The sequence below is a fragment of the Acidobacteriota bacterium genome, assembly GCA_030774055.1.
In the GTDB taxonomy this organism is placed as follows: Bacteria; Acidobacteriota; Terriglobia; order Terriglobales; family Acidobacteriaceae; genus JACPNR01.
In genome coordinates this window covers 1-16,891 of sequence record JALYLW010000079.1, presented here as the reverse complement: position 1 = coordinate 16,891, position 16,891 = coordinate 1, and the positions used below count along the sequence as shown (strand labels likewise).

At 63.8% G+C, this 16,891-nt stretch carries 14 protein-coding genes; 4 read left to right on the top strand and 10 right to left on the bottom strand.

The window, feature by feature from the left end:
• Positions 1-10 precede the first annotated feature (10 nt).
• Genes M3P27_06280 through M3P27_06265 form a run of 4 tightly spaced genes read right to left on the bottom strand, consistent with a single transcriptional unit; the run spans position 11 to position 2,942 of the window.
• Complete coding sequence (locus M3P27_06280; GenBank protein ID MDP9267919.1) at positions 11-199, bottom strand: hypothetical protein; 189 nt, start codon at positions 197-199, stop codon at positions 11-13.
• Positions 186-461, bottom strand: coding sequence for a BrnT family toxin (locus M3P27_06275; GenBank protein ID MDP9267918.1), 276 nt, complete (start codon positions 459-461; stop codon positions 186-188). Before M3P27_06275 ends, M3P27_06280 begins: the two co-directional genes overlap by 14 nt.
• Complete coding sequence (locus M3P27_06270; GenBank protein ID MDP9267917.1) at positions 458-1,675, bottom strand: alanine--glyoxylate aminotransferase family protein; 1,218 nt, start codon at positions 1,673-1,675, stop codon at positions 458-460. The genes M3P27_06275 and M3P27_06270 overlap by 4 nt, the downstream gene beginning before the upstream one ends.
• Before the next feature lie 46 nt (positions 1,676-1,721).
• A complete protein-coding gene (locus M3P27_06265) occupies positions 1,722-2,942 on the bottom strand; it encodes a hypothetical protein (GenBank protein MDP9267916.1) in 1,221 nt (406 codons plus the stop codon).
• A 254-nt stretch (positions 2,943-3,196) separates the two neighbouring features.
• Between M3P27_06265 and M3P27_06260 the strand changes: the two genes are divergently transcribed.
• On the top strand, positions 3,197-3,664 hold the full coding sequence (locus M3P27_06260) for a GatB/YqeY domain-containing protein (protein MDP9267915.1): 468 nt from the start codon (positions 3,197-3,199) through the stop codon (positions 3,662-3,664).
• Positions 3,665-3,686: 22 nt separating this feature from the next.
• Here M3P27_06260 and M3P27_06255 read toward each other — a convergent pair whose 3' ends face one another.
• The 5 genes from M3P27_06255 to M3P27_06235 all read right to left on the bottom strand — a co-directional run bounded on the left by M3P27_06255 (position 3,687) and on the right by M3P27_06235 (position 7,588).
• Positions 3,687-4,115, bottom strand: coding sequence for a nucleoside 2-deoxyribosyltransferase (locus M3P27_06255; GenBank protein ID MDP9267914.1), 429 nt, complete (start codon positions 4,113-4,115; stop codon positions 3,687-3,689).
• A gap of 22 nt (positions 4,116-4,137) precedes the next feature.
• A complete protein-coding gene (locus tag M3P27_06250; GenBank protein MDP9267913.1) occupies positions 4,138-4,752 on the bottom strand; it encodes a ribonuclease HI family protein in 615 nt (204 codons plus the stop codon).
• A 36-nt stretch (positions 4,753-4,788) separates the two neighbouring features.
• The gene (locus M3P27_06245) at positions 4,789-5,547 is read right to left on the bottom strand and encodes a metallophosphatase family protein (protein MDP9267912.1); all 759 of its coding nucleotides are present in this window, start codon (positions 5,545-5,547) and stop codon (positions 4,789-4,791) included.
• A gap of 252 nt (positions 5,548-5,799) precedes the next feature.
• The gene (locus M3P27_06240; protein ID MDP9267911.1) at positions 5,800-6,702 is read right to left on the bottom strand and encodes an ABC transporter ATP-binding protein; all 903 of its coding nucleotides are present in this window, start codon (positions 6,700-6,702) and stop codon (positions 5,800-5,802) included.
• A 37-nt stretch (positions 6,703-6,739) separates the two neighbouring features.
• The gene (locus tag M3P27_06235; protein ID MDP9267910.1) at positions 6,740-7,588 is read right to left on the bottom strand and encodes a prohibitin family protein; all 849 of its coding nucleotides are present in this window, start codon (positions 7,586-7,588) and stop codon (positions 6,740-6,742) included.
• 983 nt (positions 7,589-8,571) lie between these two features.
• Here M3P27_06235 and M3P27_06230 point away from each other — a divergent pair.
• Positions 8,572-10,500 (top strand): amidase, encoded by a 1,929-nt coding sequence (locus M3P27_06230; protein ID MDP9267909.1) that lies wholly within the window; start codon positions 8,572-8,574, stop codon positions 10,498-10,500.
• 17 nt (positions 10,501-10,517) lie between these two features.
• On the opposite strand, the gene M3P27_06225 is transcribed toward M3P27_06230, so the two are convergent.
• A complete protein-coding gene (locus tag M3P27_06225; GenBank protein MDP9267908.1) occupies positions 10,518-11,027 on the bottom strand; it encodes a hypothetical protein in 510 nt (169 codons plus the stop codon).
• Positions 11,028-11,315: 288 nt separating this feature from the next.
• Here M3P27_06225 and M3P27_06220 point away from each other — a divergent pair, with 288 nt between their 5' ends.
• Positions 11,316-14,018, top strand: a complete 2,703-nt coding sequence (locus M3P27_06220) for a serine/threonine-protein kinase (protein MDP9267907.1) — start codon at positions 11,316-11,318, stop codon at positions 14,016-14,018.
• A 1-nt stretch (position 14,019) separates the two neighbouring features.
• Positions 14,020-16,689: a protein kinase gene (locus M3P27_06215; GenBank protein ID MDP9267906.1), complete on the top strand. Its 2,670-nt coding sequence runs from the start codon at positions 14,020-14,022 to the stop codon at positions 16,687-16,689.
• Positions 16,690-16,891: the final 202 nt, after the last annotated feature.

Sequence of the window (16,891 nt, the reverse complement as noted above, 5' to 3'; positions counted from 1 at the left end):
GCGAGGGCGGCTAGGCGCGCTTGCGCTTCTTGCCGTTGCGTTGCAGGCGTGCGGCTTGAGCGCCACGTTTCGGCCCACCGGCCTTGCGTCCGGTGATGATCACGGGCGCATTCCAATCAATCTTTCCGACGTACTTCCCCCGCACTCCACCGCTGAAGTCATATTCGGGCTGCATGTCGGGGTCTTTAGTCTTCTTCATATTGTCTTCGCTCCGCGGCGGTTGCCTTTCGAGCGCTGATAAGCCGGATATTACCACCACGCTCAGAATGCACCACCACCAATAATCGCTTCCGATCGGAGAGACCGATCGTCGTCCAGCGCTCTTCATCTTCCGAGTGCACAACATCCGGCACAGTTACACCCAGCGTGCCGGCGAATACCGTCTTGGCCTCGTCGAAGGAAACAGAATGGACTCGGACATTTGTCCGCGCTTTTGTCACATCCCATTCGAAGCGGGTCAACGGGTAACACTCGCCGAACCCCCGGCCATCGCCTTCGCGTACGCTACCTGCGCGGCGCGCAAGCCTTTGCCAAACTCCACATGGCGCGGCGCGAGCACCTTGGCGAGCACCTGCTCGAGCGCGCCGACGATGGCGATGGTGTCGAGGTAGTCGTAGTAGCCGAGGTGCGCGATGCGGAACATCTGGCCCTTCATCTCGCCCTGTCCGTTGGCCACGACCGCGCCAAACTCCTCGCGGAAAGCTTTCACGATGGCGTTCGAGTCGGTGCCTTCGGGCGGCGCGATGGCGGTCAGCGCCGCGGCGGGAGATTGTTTCGCGAACAGCTTCAGGCCGAGCGCTTCCGCGGCCGCACGCGTCATGGCCGCGGCAGTCTCGGCATTGGCGATGAGCGCGACACGTCCGATGCCGAGGTCGCCATTCCCGGCCTCGCGGATGTAGTCGAGCGCGGCGGCCAATCCAGCGATGAGCGCGGTGGCGGGAGTGAAAGCAGACTCGCCTTTGGCGGCGGCCTTCCGCTCGCGCACCAGGTCGAAGTAGTAGCGCGGCGATCTCGCCGTCGCAGCGCGCTGCCACGCGCGCTCGCTGATGGCTAGGTAAGCGAGACCCGGCGGGACCATCACCGCCTTCTGCGAGCCGCCGATGATGACGTCGATGCCCCAACCATCCACGTCGAGCCGCGTGCTGCCCAATCCCGTGATGGCGTCGACGATGAGCAATACATCATTGCCACTCTGGCTGCCCGGTGCGCGCAACAACTCTGCCACCGCTTCCACATCGTGGCGCACGCCGGTAGAACTCTCCGTCGCTTGCAGGTAAACGCAGCGGATATCGTTATTCCCCGCCAGCTTCTCCCGCACCGCTTCCAGCGAAAACGTCTCGCCATAGGGCGCGCTCACCATCTCGACGGCGCAGCCGAAGGCTTTGGCCAGGTCGCGCCAGCGCTCGCCGAATTTTCCCGCCGAGCACACCAGCACCTTGTCTCCCGGCGAGGTGAGGTTCGAAACGGATGCTTCCATCGCGCCCGAGCCCGACGCCGCGAGCATCAGCACGTCATTCTTGGTCCCAATGAAGGCCTGCAAGTCGAGCAGCGTCCGCGCGTAGAGGGCGCGGAAATCGGCCGTCCGGTGATGGACGTCCGCCGCGGCCATGGCGCGCGCCGCCGCCGGCAGGAGCGGAGTGGGTCCGGGAGTGAAGAGCCGCGGTTTGCGCAGCATGGGGAGAGAGTCTACTAGGAAAGGCGTGCGCCGTTCCTGCTGCGCACTACTCCAGGCGCATGCGCTGGTAGTCGACCGGCTTGCCGGAGACGATCTTCTTATCCTTCAGGAACAGCGCCACGGCCGACTTCGGATCTTCGCCATCGAGGATCAGCACCAGGCCATCGCCATCCGGTCCCACGGCCAGCGGCGAGGCCCACTCCACGCGCTCGATGAAGCGGTGCGGAAGCCGCGCGATGCCGTCGAGCTTGTCGAAGCTCACATCGTAGTAGCCGGAGCCGTGTCCCACCAGGACGATGCGCCGCTTGCGGCTCGCATCGTTGATCAGCAGGTAGGCGGCGTCCGTGGCGCCGCCCAGCCCGGTAAAGTCGCCGGCGAGGCGCCCTTGTGCGGGCTGATCGTTATCGCGCAGCCAGCCCTTGACCGCGCCGCCAAAATCCGCATCCTCGGCTACGCGCCATCCCTCGATGCGCGCGATGTTCTGTGCGTCCACCGGCATAACGCCGGCGGGCAGGCTGGCTTCGTGCCCAATGTCCATGGGCGGAGGCTTGCCATGATCGCGCGTGGCCGTCACCACCGTCACGATCGCTGCCACCACGCCGAGCACCACCGCGCCCCGCAGTACCCAGCTGGTATCTTCACGCTGCAGCGCGCGGATCTTCATGCTCTCCGAGCCCGGCATCTCACCCAGTTCGCGCGCCAGCTGGCCCATCATCGCGATGTGGTCGCTCACGTGGCGCGCGGTGTAGGGCTGCGGCATGGTCAGCTCGCTGAGCTCGACCGCGCCCGGCGTCACGGTGAAGAACGTCTTCGAGGAGCAGCAGACCTTCTGCAGCGCCTGCATCACTCGCTTGCCGCTGGTGAACATCTTCGCTTGCGTCGGATTATCGGAGCGCGTGGTGAAGCGCGCGTCGAACATGTCGTCCGGAGTGCGCACCAGCACGCGGCCCTCCGTCGAGCGCGCGCCTTTCGGCACCACCGAGAGCGTGAATGTGGCCGGCGCTTTCATGTGGATGTTGAGCGCGGGCGTGTTCTGGTCATAGGAGAAGCGGATGAGGGTGGGCAGTTTCTGGAAGTTGCCGCTGATCACCAGGTCATTGCCGTCGCGAAAGATCTCCGCGTGGGTGAGCGTCTTGGCGATAGCACGCGCGTCCGTCGCCAGCTCTTCGTAGCCACTGAACGTGCTCTTGCCACGCATCGTCGAGATCACCAGGCCGATCAGGGCCACGGCGACCACCACGAGGAGCGCGATTGCTATCGGCGACATGATTCGAAGTCCGAAGTCCTAGAACTGAAGAACGAGGTCCGAAGTCCGAAGAACGAACGAACGCAGCTTTTTACGGGAAAAATGGCTGGTTACGGGCCGCGTGCGGGGATGATAACCCGCGTCTAGTCGGGAAGCAATCCACTTTGCCTGGCCGGGCCGAAGCGCGAACCTCTTCCGGCATCGTTCTCTCGCCGTCCTGCCATCGTCCACTTGGCCACCTGGCCACCGGGGAGCGGACGCATATAATCGCAGCCATGGCCATCAGTGACCAGATCACCAAAGACGTCACCGCCGCTATGAAGGCGCGCGACCAGCTTCGCCTCTCCACCCTGCGCATGGTCAAGAGCGCGCTCAAGAACAAGGAGATCGACAAGCGCGCGCCGCTCGACGACAAGGAAGCCATGCAGGTGCTGAGCACGCTCATCAAGCAGCGCAAGGAATCCATCGAGCACTTCAGCAGGGGCGGCCGCCCCGAGCTGGCCGAGAAAGAAGCGGCCGAGATCGTGATCATCGAGAGCTACATGCCACAGGCGGTGGGCGCGGAAGAGATCGCGGCCCAAGTCCGCGAGTCCATCGCGGACATGACGGCCACCGGCACCGCTCCCACCATGAAAGATATGGGCACGGTGATGAAGAACGTGATGGCAAGATTCGCCGGCGCGCGCGTCGATGGCAAAGCCGTCAGCGACGCGGTGAAGCAAGCACTGACGCCGAAGGCGTGAGCGTGCGCCCAAAATGGCGCGACTAGATCTCCAGCTTGTCCAGCGCCGCCAGCACCTTCCGCGCCACCTGGTCAACGCTCGCGCCCGGCAGCAGCAACACCTTGGTGGCGGACTTCTCGATCATCAGGTTGAAGCGTCCCAGCGCGGCATCTTCCGCATGCCGCAGGTCGGTGCGGTAAGCGAGCACCGGCTTCTTGCGCGCGTACGCGTAACCACACTCCCAGCAGGTGCCGGAATCGGGGTCGGGACCGTCCATGTTGGCGATCACGACCTCGGCCCAGTCGATGCCTTCCACATCCTTTTTGAAAATGGCCGCCCCGCCACGCTCGCGCGGTTCCTTCTCTTGCGGCAGCCAGACGTCGTGCCCGTCGGCGGCGAGCGCATCGCGCAGCCGGTGATTGAACTCGCGCTCGGCGGCGTTGAACAGCGGCCCCGCAAGGAAGAGTTTCATCTTCGCTTTCAGTCTCTGATGTTCAATCTTTTGTGCGGACTTTCACCAGTGTGCCCTCGGGCAGCGGCTCGCCCAGGAACTCCACCACGCCGTTCTTCACGATGCCGTTCTTCACCCCGTCGCCGGCTGCTTTGCTTTTCGCGGACCGAGCTTGCGGCCCCGGTTTCTTGGCGTAGGCGTTGGCTTCGACGGCACGCTTGCCGCCCATGCCTGAATCCATCGCCGCGTTGGCCAGGCGGTCGGCCTCGCGGTTCTGCTCGCGGCGCACGTGCCGGATCTCGAACCAGTCCAGCTGCCGCACCATCTCTTGCGCGCGCTTGTGCAGCGTCTGCAACTCGGGAGCGCGGACCTTGTACTGCCCCTTCATCTGCTTGACCAGCAATTCCGAATCGCTCACCACCAGCAACGCTTTCTGCTGCTGAGCGACCGCGTATGCGATCGCGGCCAGCAGTCCGGAGTACTCGGCGAAATTGTTGGTGCGCACACCCAGGAACTCGCTCAGCTCAGCGATCTTCTTCCCGCTCTCATCTTCGAGCAGCGCGCCGTAGCCGGCGGGCCCGGGATTGCCGCGCGCGCCGCCATCAATGTGCGCGATCAGGTAATGCTCGGGACGCTCGCGTTGGAATAAGTTCGCCATTCAGCAGGTCTTCAATCGGCAATCTTCAATCGTCACTCAGCGTCCGTCCGCCAGGCGCAGCGCCAAACGGTCGGGAAGTTTGGCGTCGAAGATGCGCGTCTGCGCGCCCTTGATGTCATACGGCACGCGGTGGAACGTCACCACATTCTTGTCGGTGTCGTAGGAGAGGAAGGCGGCGCGCGGATCGCCATCGCGCGGCTGTCCGATCGAGCCCGGATTGAGCAGATACTTCGTGCTGGCGGCGAGTTGCAAGTCGAACTTCTCGATCTTGCCTTTCGAAGCATAGAGCGGACGGATCGTCGTCCACTGGCCCTCGCTGTTCGCCGAGAACCCGCCTTGGATGTGCGTGTGTCCGAAAAAAGTGATGGCGACCGTCGCCTTGGTGAGCGGCTCGTAAGCGTCGCGCTGCACGATGATGTACTCGTCCTCATCCAGTGGGGAACCGTGGACGAGCTGCACCTCCCCGAGACCGTCGACCTGCAGCGGGCCTTGCGGCAGCGCCTTGAGGAATCCGAGATTATCGGGCGTGAGTTCTTTCATCGTCCAGAGCGCGGCCAGGCCGGCCACGGGATTGAATCCGTCGATGCCGCTGACCCCGCTGCACGCTTTGTCGTGATTGCCGCGGACGAAATGCTTGCCCAGTTTGCGCGAGCGGTCCATCACTTCGTTCGGACTCGCCCCATAGCCCACCACGTCGCCCAGATTGAGCACCAGCTCGTGCGGCGGCGCGGCCGCAAGCGATGCGTCCATGGCCTCGAGGTTCGCGTGGATGTCGCTGATGATGAGGATGCGCACAGGTTCCAGGACGGAGCGCAAAAGATTAACACGCTGCTTGGGTTAAACCCATACAGGAGGATGGGAGGAGAGGAGGCTTTTTGAATCTTGAGTCTTGAGGTGCGGCGAATCGTCGGCGAACAGTCAGAGAGATCGGCAGCCATGCAGGCTCCTGATTCCCTGACCCCTATCCGGAACTCAAGATTCAAGATTCAAAAAAACCTCCCCTCCCCCTGTCCTCCTGTTTGGGTTCGCGGGGAGAGGAAGGACGTTTTAGGCGCGTACAAAATGTTGCGGCCCAACCTCGCGTAGCGGCAGCAGTTCTGCCGGCGCCGGCGGCAGCTTGCCCACCGTGGCCAGCGGCTTCGAGCGGTCGCTCCGCAACGTCGGGATCGCCGCCAGCAGTCCCTTGGTATAAGGATGCGCGGGCGCGCGGAAGATCTCGCGCATCGGGCCCATCTCGACGATGGAACCCTCATACATCACGGCAACGCGGTCGGCGATCTGTGACACCACTCCGAGGTCGTGCGAGATGAACAGCATGGCCAGGCCGAACTTCCGGCGCAGCTCAGCCAGGAGCTCGAGTATCTGCGCCTGTACGGTGACGTCGAGCGCGGTGGTGGGCTCGTCAGCGATCAGCAGCCTCGGCCGGTTGACGATGGCCATGGCGATCATCACGCGCTGCCGCTGGCCGCCGGAGAGCTGGTGTGGATAATCCCGCGCCCGCCGCTCCGGCTCCGGGATCTGTACCTCCCTCAACATCTCGACGGCGCGCTGCCACGCTTCCTTCTTCTTACTGCTGTCGTGCGCCAGCACCGCCTCCGCCACCTGGTCGCCCACGCGCATCACCGGATTCAGCGCCGTCATCGGCTCCTGAAAGATCATGCTGATGCCGGCGCCCCGCACCTGCCGCATCCGGTCCTCGTCGATGGCCAACAGATTTACGGGGCCCCCGCTTGCAAAAGAAAAAACGATCTCGCCCTGCGCGCGCGCCTGCGGGATCAGCAGCCGCATGATGGCGAGCGCGGTCACCGACTTCCCCGAACCCGACTCGCCCACCAAGCCGAGCGATTCGCCTTCGCCGATCTCGAAGCTGACCTCGCGGATGGCGGGCAACCAACCGCTGCCGCTAGGGAACTCGACGTTGAGATCGCGAACCGTCAGCAGCATCTTCATTCGCACTCGGTACTCGGTACTCGGTACTCGCAGCTCATCACTGTTGTCCCAGCACCAGGGGCAGCCCGTTCTTCGGATTCCCGATGATCACGATCTTGGCGTTCTTCGAGTCGGCCAGATGCTCGGTCGCTTCGATGCCCTTCCACGTCAGCAGCTCCGGCGAGAGGCCGGCGCTCACTGTCTTCTGGAAGTCGCGGATGCCCTCCGCCTCGATGCGTTTGCGGTCGGCTTCCTGGCGCTCTTTCTGCAGCTTGAACGACATTGCCAGCGACTCCTGCTCGGCCTGCTGCTTCAACTCGATCGAGGTCTTGAGCGCCGCCGGCAGTTGGATGTCGCGCAGGAAGATGCTCTCCACTTCGATGCCGCGCTTACCGAGCTCGCGCGCCAGCGCAGTGTAGATCTCCTGCCCCACCTTCTCGCGCTCTCCGGTGTAGAGCGCGTTGGCCGAGTGCGAAGCCGTGGCCTCGCGGATGGCCGAGCGCAGCGTCGGCTCGATCACCACCGACACGTACTGCGGACCCACGCTTTGATAGAGATGAGCGGCGCGGTCGGGCCGGATCCGGTAGAGCAGCGAGGTGTCGAGCGCCATCACCAGGCCCTCGCTCGAGGGCACGGTCGCCGACTCCTTCAGCTCCTGCGTCCGCACCGACATCACGTTGTTGACCTTGAAGGGATTCACCAGGTGGATGCCTTCGTCGAGATACTGGTCGGTCTGCACCTTGCCGAACAGCGTGAGCACGCCCACGTGTCCGGCGGGCACCTTGGCCACGCTCGCGAACAGCAATATCACCGCCAGGAAAGCCACCACCAGGATGCCGATGCCGCGGAAGAATCCGCTACCACCAACGTTGATCGTCTTGTCTTTATCGAAACCGTATGTCGCCATGAGTTGTCCCTCGCTTCTGCGCGCATTGTAAGCGGGAGGCCAGCAGAATGCTGTGCCCGATCTCCGGCCCGGAAACGCTCAGCAGCCGGGGGATCCGCCTTGAGCATGCTCGTCACCAAAACGCCGACACCCGCATAAACATTGGTTTCTAGTTGGATTTGCACAATAAGCAACAGGGCAAAAGCGCATGGCTAGCGGCTTTTCATCGCTGTGTAAAAAACACGCTGCACAACTCGCGCGGCACCCCCTTGTGGACGGCCTGCACCTCATTGAAAACAGATGAGATAGAGGCGCGCTCTTTTGCTTGACTCCGGCTAGGGGAGGAGTAAAGTCAGCCTCGTTCTTTGACATTCTTTGGTTGTCCGATTGGTGGTGCGTCCGGGGCTCAAACCGGATCACCGTCGTGAATGGCTCCATGCGGGTAGCGGCCCGCTACAGAGCCAATGCTGTCCCGGCCGCAAGCTGGGATAGCGCCGCCAGGCCTTCGCGGGTCTGGCACTACCGAGCCTTCGCGGGTTCGGTTTTACAAATAATCGACGGAGGGTCGGTGAGGGTCAAATGCAACCCGCTGGTTGAGAAGAGCCGAAGAAAAAGTCAGAGGCAAGACAGGACCCCGAGGCGTTAGCTGGTACGACCGGTTGGTGGTGAGCCCGGAGCCCGAGCTTCACGAAAGTGATTAAAGACCGCGCGTCGTGCGCCGCAAGCAAACGACGGATGCAGGTCGGCGAGGGTCTAAACGCGAGCTGCTGGTCGAGTGGTACCGGTTAGCAATCACCTCGGGGTCCTTTATCGTTTGCGCGACGCCCGTCGCCCAATCCCTCCCGCAGACCTTCCCGCAACGGAGGTCATCCCGAGCGAGGTCGCCGCGGCGACCGAGTCGAGGGACCTGCATTCCTCTGCGACCTTTGCGTTTCAAGCTTTTTCTGATCCGCGTCGTCCGCGTTCATCCGCGGTTAGGATTTTCGCGCGTATAATCCCGCGCCATGCCGACGTCTTCCTCTGTAACCACGCTCGACCGCCGCGCCTTCTTCGCCGCCTGCTCCGCCGCCGGAGTGGGTTCCACCCTTTTCCCCGGAGTGCTGTGGGCGATGTCGCAACCTGCGCCGGCCGCAGCGCCGCTTGCTCCGCTTCCGGATAAAGATGAAACGAAGAAGCCGAAGCGCATCACGCGCGAGATGATCGACGCGGCCGCCACCGTTGCCGGCATCACCATCGCCGACGAATACAAAGAGATGATGTTGCGCGACCTCAACGACCAGGTCAATTCGTATGAGGCCATCCGCAAGCTGGAGCTGAAGAACTCGGAACCGCTCGCGCTGGTGTTCGATCCCCTGATGTCCGCAATGACGATTGCGGGAACAAAACTACCGGCGACCACCAAACAGCCGATGCACCTGAGCGCAGCTCCCGCGATTGCGACTCGTGCACCGAAGAATCTCGAAGACGTCGCCTTCGCCAGCGTCCGCGAACTCGCCGAACTCGTGCGCACGCACAAAGTGTCATCCGTTGCGCTCACCGGGATGTATACCGAACGCTTGCAGCGGTATCAGCCGCTGTTGAAGTTCGGCATCACCTTCACCACCGACCGCGCTCTCGATCAGGCGAAGCGCGCCGACCGCGAGTTCGCCGCGGGAAAATATCGCGGACCGTTGCACGGCATCCCCTGGGGCGCGAAAGACCTGCTTGCCGTCAAAGGCTATCCCACGACGTGGGGCGCGGGCGGCTTCGAGCAGCAGCGCATCGACGAAGACGCCACCGTGGTCCAACGCCTCGACCAGGCCGGCGCCGTACTCATCGCCAAACTCACGCTCGGGGCTTTGGCGATGGGTGATAAGTGGTTTGGCGGGATGACGCGCAATCCGTGGCGTCCGCAGGATCAGGGTTCATCCGGCTCGAGCGCCGGCTCGGCGAGCGCGACGGCGGCGGGATGCGTCGCCTTCGCCATCGGCTCGGAAACGCTGGGCTCGATCTCGTCGCCGTCCACGCGCTGCGGGACGACCGGACTGCGTCCCACCTTCGGCTTCGTGCCGCGGACCGGGGCGATGACGCTGTGCTGGACGTGGGACAAACTCGGTCCCATCACGCGTTCAAGCGAAGACTGCGCACTCGTGATGGCGGCCATCCATGGTCCCGACGGCAAGGACATCGACTGCATCCATCCCGCCGCCTTCAATTGGGACGCCGGCTTTGACTGGCGCAAGCTGCGCGTCGGATATCTGAAGTCGGCGTTCGAAGACAAGCCCGACGAACCGCCGGAGAAAGCTCCGGAAGTGGCGGTGACGGCAGAAGAAAAAAAGAAGGCCGAAGAAGAGAAGCTCGACGCCGCCGAACAAAAAGCCATGCGCGCCTACGACCTGCGCTTCCACCAGGCCACGCTCGAGGCGTTGCAGAAAATGGGAGTGAAGCTCATCCCCATCGAGCTGCCCAAGTTTCCCTATGGACCATGCGTCATCGGGCTGAGCGCGGAAGCCGCCGCCGCCTTCGACGATCTCACCCGCTCGGGCCGCGACCGCCTGCTCACCGAACAGACCATGGACGACTGGCCCACCCAGTTCCGCACCGCGCGCTTCATCCCGGCGGTGGACTACATCCAGGCCAACCGCGCGCGCCTGCGCTTGATGCGCGACTTTGCCGCGATGTTCCGCGCGGTGGACGTGCTCGTTACGCCCAGCGGCGGCCAGCAGCTCGTCGCCACCAACATGACGGGACATCCCGCACTCATCGTCCCCAACGGTTTCCGCGGCGACGATGCTCCCAAGCTGCGCAAATATGAAGACGGCGGCGGCCCGGGGACGCCGGTATCCATCACCTTCCTCGGCGGGCTTTTTCAGGACGCCAAGCTGTGCGCCTTCGGCCGCGCGTATCAGGAAGCGACGGGGTTCCATAGGAAGCACCCGCTGCTGCCGGGGTAGGAGAGATGGCACCGCGCTCAACCACGAATCGTGATCTCAATCGCCTCAGGTGCCACACCGAAAGTAAGCGCTAACCCCCTCTTTGCCTCGGCCATAGTGAGCGCCGTCGCTACACGATCGCGCTCCGTCGAGATAAATGCCGGCTCGGGTCCCGCTGGCTCAGGCATGCGCTCCCAATTCAAAGTTGAAGCGTCGATACCCAGTTCCTCAAGCGTGGCATAACGGATCGGGTTGCGATCGCCCTTCCAAATCTCGGGGACGCTCACGCGCGCGAACTCGCTGAACTGAATCAAGTAGCGTTCCGGGTCGTCAGGCGCCGGCACTACCTCCTTTACCTTCCCCACAAGAAATGCTGCGTGATGCGGTTCCGAACCTTCAACCCACTCGGAGTAAGCGTTCCGCGTGCAAATTGCGAACGCGCACTGGCGCGCATTCGACCTATCCAGACGCCAGGATGACGTGCCACCCTCTCGCAGAATTCGCTCGATGCTCTTAGCAGTGAAAACCACAATTGCTTTGTCTGACATGTAGCCTCCTTAAGCTGATTCGTACACTAGCACATTACATAAATTACTACAATATCATTCGCATAGTTAATATAAAATATTACAAATTGTTATCCGCCCCTCCCGTGCTCGTCATGCCTGCCCGATTCCCACGTTCGGCACCCGCGCCTCCATCCGCGGTAAGGGGGCCTCGGCGTCCTCTGCGGTGAAGACGGTTCCTCTCTGTGTCTCTGTGCCTCCGTGGTGGGCGTTGCTCTCGCGACTTCGCTATAATCGCGGCACTCCGTTACACGTAAACCAAAGCCACCCATGCCCATCACCATCGGGACCAAGCTCGGCCCTTACGAGATCGTGGACGCCATCGGCGCCGGTGGCATGGGCGAGGTCTATCGCGCCAAGGACACCAGACTCGACCGCATGGTCGCCATCAAAGTCCTGCCGGAGCACGTCTCCAATGATCCCGAGTTGAAAGCGCGCTTCGATCGCGAGGCGCGGGCACTGTCCGCCTTCCAGCATCCGCACATCTGCACGCTCTACGACATCGGTGAACAAGACGGCATCGTCTTCCTCGTCATGGAATACATCGAAGGTGAGACGCTGGCCACGCGGCTCGAGCGTGGCCCGCTGCCGACGGAGCAGTTGCTCCGCATCGCCATCGACGTTGCCGGCGCGCTCGATAAAGCGCATCGCCAGGGAGTGATCCATCGCGACCTGAAGCCCAGCAACATCATGCTGACGAAAGCGGGTGCGAAGCTGCTCGATTTCGGTCTCGCGAAAGAGCGCAAGAGCCCGATGTCCGCCAACGCGATGACGGCCATGGTGTCAGCTTTAGTCACCCAAACGCAGCCACTCACCGCGCGCGGCACCATCGTGGGAACGTTCCAGTACATGGCGCCCGAGCAGGTGGAAGGCAGCGAGGCGGATGCGCGGTCCGATATCTTTGCGTTTGGCGCCATCCTCTATGAGATGGCGACGGGCAAGCGCGCCTTCGATGGCAAGACGCAAGCCTCGGTGATCGCCGCGATCCTGGCTTCCGAGCCGAAGCCCATCACCACCATCTCGCCCACGGCGCCGGCGGCGCTCGACCACGTCATCCGGACGTGTTTGGCGAAGGATCCGGACGAGCGTTTTCAGTCGGCGCACGACATGCTCCTCCAGCTGCGCTTCATCGCCAACGAGACGGCGAGCTCGGCGAGCGTGCGGGCGGTCGTCGCCGTGCCGCGCAAGCGTATCTGGAAAGATGCGCGCATCGCGTGGGCCGCGGCGGCATTGCTGCTCATTGCTGCTGCCGCGGCGGGGATCGCATGGTGGCGACTGGCCTCCGCGCCGAGACTGGTGACACGCGCGGTGCTGCTGCCGCCGGAGAAATTGCAGCTCGATATCACTGGAGATTTTGCCGGTCCGGCGGTGATCTCTCCCGACGGCGCGCAGGTGGCGTTCGTCGGGCACGCCGATGGCGGCAAGGGGCTCTGGGTGCGTCCGCTGAACGCGCTCACCGCGCACCGTGTGGACGGCGCCGACGGCGCGGCGTGGCCGTTCTGGTCGGCAGACAGCAAGCAGCTTGCTTTCTTTGCGGATGCCAAGCTGAAGCGCATCCCGGTGGGTGGTGGTCCGGTGACGGTGCTTGCTGACGCCAACAATGCGCGCGGCGGCGCGTGGAGTAAAGACAACGTGATCGTCTTCGCGCCTGAGTTCCGCAGCGGCCTGGTGAAGGTGAGCGCGGCCGGCGGCGCGGTGACGCCGGTCAAACCGCTGGACGAGCCCAAGCACACTACCCTGCGTTGGCCCGTCTTCCTTCCCGACGGCAAGCACCTGCTCTATCTCGCCACCAACCACAACGGTGGCGATGCGCAAGCCAACGGCGTCTACTGGATGTCGCTCGATGGGAAAGAAGATCACCTCGTGGTGCCTTCGGATTCGGGCGCGCTCTACGCTGACGGCAAGCTGATCTTCCATGCGGGGACGGCGCTCATGGCGCAGCCCTTCGATCAGGCCAGCGGCAAGCTGACCGGCGATCCCGCCACGCTGCTCGATGGCGTGCAATTCGATTCTGGGACGTGGCGCATGGTGGCCAGCGTTTCCGAGACCGGCACTCTCGTCTACCACCTCGGCGGCTTCGCCGCGATGGGACAAGAGCTGGCATGGTTTGACCGCACCGGCAAAGAAGTCGCCCGCCGGCTGCCGCGCGAGAGCTATCGCGATCCCACCATCTCCCCCGATGGCAAACGTATCGCGGTGAGCCTCGGCGATCCGCTGCGCACCATCTGGATCCTCGACGTGGAGAAAGGCATGCGCTCGCGGTTGACGTTCGATCCGCTCATCCATATCGATCCGGCGTGGACGCCGGATGGAAAATACGTGGCCTACACCAATGGCGCGCCTCCGAACTCCACCGTCCACTGGAAGCGCGCCGATGGCAGCACCCCGGACGAGGCGCTGGTCGAGGAAAAAGGTGCGTCGATCGGCCAGGTGACCTTCTCGCCGGACGGCAAGTACGCGATCTACCTCCGCAACACCGGGCCCACCGGGAACGGCATCTATGCCATTCCGCTTGCCGGCGAGCGCACCCCGTTCGCGGTGGTGAGAGCCGCGTCGCCGCAAACGCTGGTCAGTTATCCGCGCGTCTCCCCCGATGGTCACTGGCTCGCGTACACCTCGAATGAGAGTGGACGCGAGCAGGTCTATGTCACGGCCTTCCCCGGCGGCCAGGGCAAGTGGCAGATATCCGCGGCCGGCGGCGCGGTGCCGTTGTGGCGAAAAGACGGCAAGGAGATGTACTTCTGGGGTCTCGACGGCAACGTGCATGCCGCGCCCGTCTCGACCGTGGGAACACAGTTCAATCCCGGCCAGCCGCAGCCCCTGTTCCGCATCGGCCAGTCGATCACGGTCGGGCGTCCGTTCGATGTTTTTCCCGACGGCCAGCGCTTCCTCATCCCCATCGTTCCGACCGATACTTCCGCGCCCATCCATCTGCTGCTGAACTGGCCGGCGGAACTGGAGAGCAAGAAGTAATATGCCCATCGCGAACGGCAGCAAACTTGGACCGTACGAGATCGTTGCTCCCGCCGGCGCCGGCGGCATGGGCGAGGTCTATCGCGCGAAAGATACCCGGCTCGATCGCACCGTCGCCATCAAAGTGCTGCCGCAACATCTTTCCGCGGACGTGCACCTGCGCGAGCGCTTCGAACGCGAGGCGCGCGCGGTGAGTTCGCTGCAACATCCGCACATCTGCGTGCTGCACGATATCGGGGAACAGGATGGGGTCGGCTTCCTGGTGATGGAATACCTCGAAGGTGAGACGCTCGCTGACCGCCTGCTGAAAGGCCCCCTTCCCGCCGAGCAGGCGCTGCGCTATGCCACCGAGATCGCAGATGCGCTCGATCGCGCGCATCGCGCCGGCATCATCCATCGCGACCTCAAGCCCGCGAACATCATGCTGACCAAGGGGGGAGCGAAGATACTCGACTTCGGTCTCGCCAAAGGACAGACCCAGGCCATGGCCTCGAGTGCGATGACGGCGATGGTGTCAGCCTTAGTCACCCAGACCAAGCCGCTCACCGCGGAAGGGTCCATCGTAGGGACGTTCCAATACATGGCGCCGGAGACGCTCGAAGGCGGCGAAGCCGACGCGCGCTCCGATATCTTCAGCTTCGGCGCGGTGCTCTATGAAATGTTGACCGGCAAGCGCGCCTTCAGCGGCAAGACGCAAGCCAGCGTGATCGCGGCAGTGCTGGCGAGCGAGCCGCCGCCCATCTCGACCTTGCAGCCGATGACGCCGCCGGCGCTCGAGCGCGTGGTGCGTACGTGTCTGGCGAAGGATCCGGACGAGCGCTTCCAGTCCGCCCACGATGTGGTGTTGCAGCTCAAGTGGATCGCCGACGCCGGCTCGCAAGCGGGCGTGCCGGCGCCGGTCGTGGTCAAGCGCAAGCAGCGCGAGCGCATCGCGTGGGCGCTGGCGGGCGTTGCCATGCTCGCGGCCATCTTCTTTGCGGCGATGTATTGGCGCGGCCAGGGCGAGAAACCCCAGATCGTGCGCGCGGTGCTGGCAGATTCATCCGCCCGGCTGATCTCTACCGGAGACAACGCGGGGCCGCCCGTCCTCTCGCCCGACGGCAAGTACATGTTGTATGCCGCGATGGACCCGGCGGGCCGCCCGGTCCTCTTTCTGCGGCCCACCTCGGCGCTGGTGGGCAGCGTGCTGCTGAATAGCGAAGACGCCAAGTTTCCCTTCTGGGCCCCAGATTCGAGATCGTTCGGGTATTTTCAGGCTGGCAAGGTGCGTTTGACGGACATCGCCGGGAATCCACCGGTGGCAGTAGCGGACGCACCCGATGGCCGCGGCGCCTGGTGGGCGCCCGATGGCACGGTGCTCTACACCCCTGACACCCGCGCGGCTATCTTCCGCGTGCCCGCAACCGGCGGTGCGCCCCAGGCGGTCACGCAGCTGGACAAGGGTTACACCACCCATCGCTGGCCGCAGATGCTGCCCGATGGCAAACACTTCATCTATTTTTCCGGCGACCACAACAACGTGCGCAACGAGAACGCCGGCGTCTACTTCGCCTCCCTCGACGGCAAAGAGAAGAAGTTGCTGGTGCGTTCCTTCACCGGGGCGCACTTCGCCAGTGGCTACCTGCTGTTCCTGCGAGAGAGCTCGCTCTTCGCGCAGCGCTTCGATGCGGCCAAGGGCGAGTTGCAGGGCGAGGCCCAGGCGCTGGCACAGAATGTGAACTTTGACATCACCACCTGGCGCGGCGTGTTCAGCGCGTCGGATAGCGGACTGCTGGTGTACCAATCCGGTGGCGGCACGCTGGGGACGAAGATCCAGTGGTTCGACCGCGGCGGCAAGCTGCTGGGAACGGTGGCGGGCGCGGCCTATGTGAGTGATGCGCGGCTCTCGCCCGACGGCAAGCGGATCGCCGCCGGCCTGGGTGAAGCAAACTCCGATATTTGGGTGCTCGACCTGGTGCGCGGCACCCGCAACCGTCTTACTTTCCAGGGTGGACCCAACGCGGGGGCGAGCTGGTCACCCGACGGCAAGCAGGTATTGTTCATGTCCGGACGCAGCGGACATTTGAATCTCTATGTGAAGCCGGCAGACGGCGGCGGCGAGGAGCAGGCGTTGCTGCCGCCCCCGGCCAGCGATCGCATCCTCGGCGAAATGACCCGCGACGGCAAGTACGTGGTCTACTTCGAAGGCTCTGCCGGCGGCGACACCGATATCTGGGCCGTGCCGATGCAAGGCGAGCGCAAGCCCTTTAAAGTGATCGCCAGTCCGGTGTTCGATACCGACCCTACGGTCTCTCCCGACGGCCAGTGGATCGCCTATGCCTCCAATTCCAGCGGCCGCGCGGATATCTATGTGAGCCGCTTCCCCGATGGGACCGGCAAGTGGCAGGTGTCGACGGTGGGCGGCGCCGTGCCGCGCTGGAGTCCAGACGGCAAAGAGCTCTTCTACATCGCGCCGGACCGTACCATGATGCGCGTGGCGGTGGGCACGAACGGCAACAGCTTTGAGCCCGGTCCGGCGACCGCACTCTTCCGCAGCAACGCGGTCTCGAGCCCCACGTATTCCTACGAGCTGGCGCCCGACGGCAAGCGCTTCCTCATCAATGCCATGGACGAGCAAGGCTCACTGCCCCTGGTGGTGGTGGTGAACTGGAAGGCGGAGCTGAAGAAGTAGTAGTCCGCAAAAGCGGAAGCGCCAAGCTATAATCCGCCCCACCCCAACATGCCCATCCCAGCGGGAAGCAAGCTCGGCCCCTATGAGATCCAGTCTGCCGCCGGCGCCGGCGGCATGGGCGAGGTCTATCGCGCCCGCGACACGACGCTCAATCGCGATATCGCGATCAAAGTCCTGCCGGAGTCTTTCGCCAACGATCCCG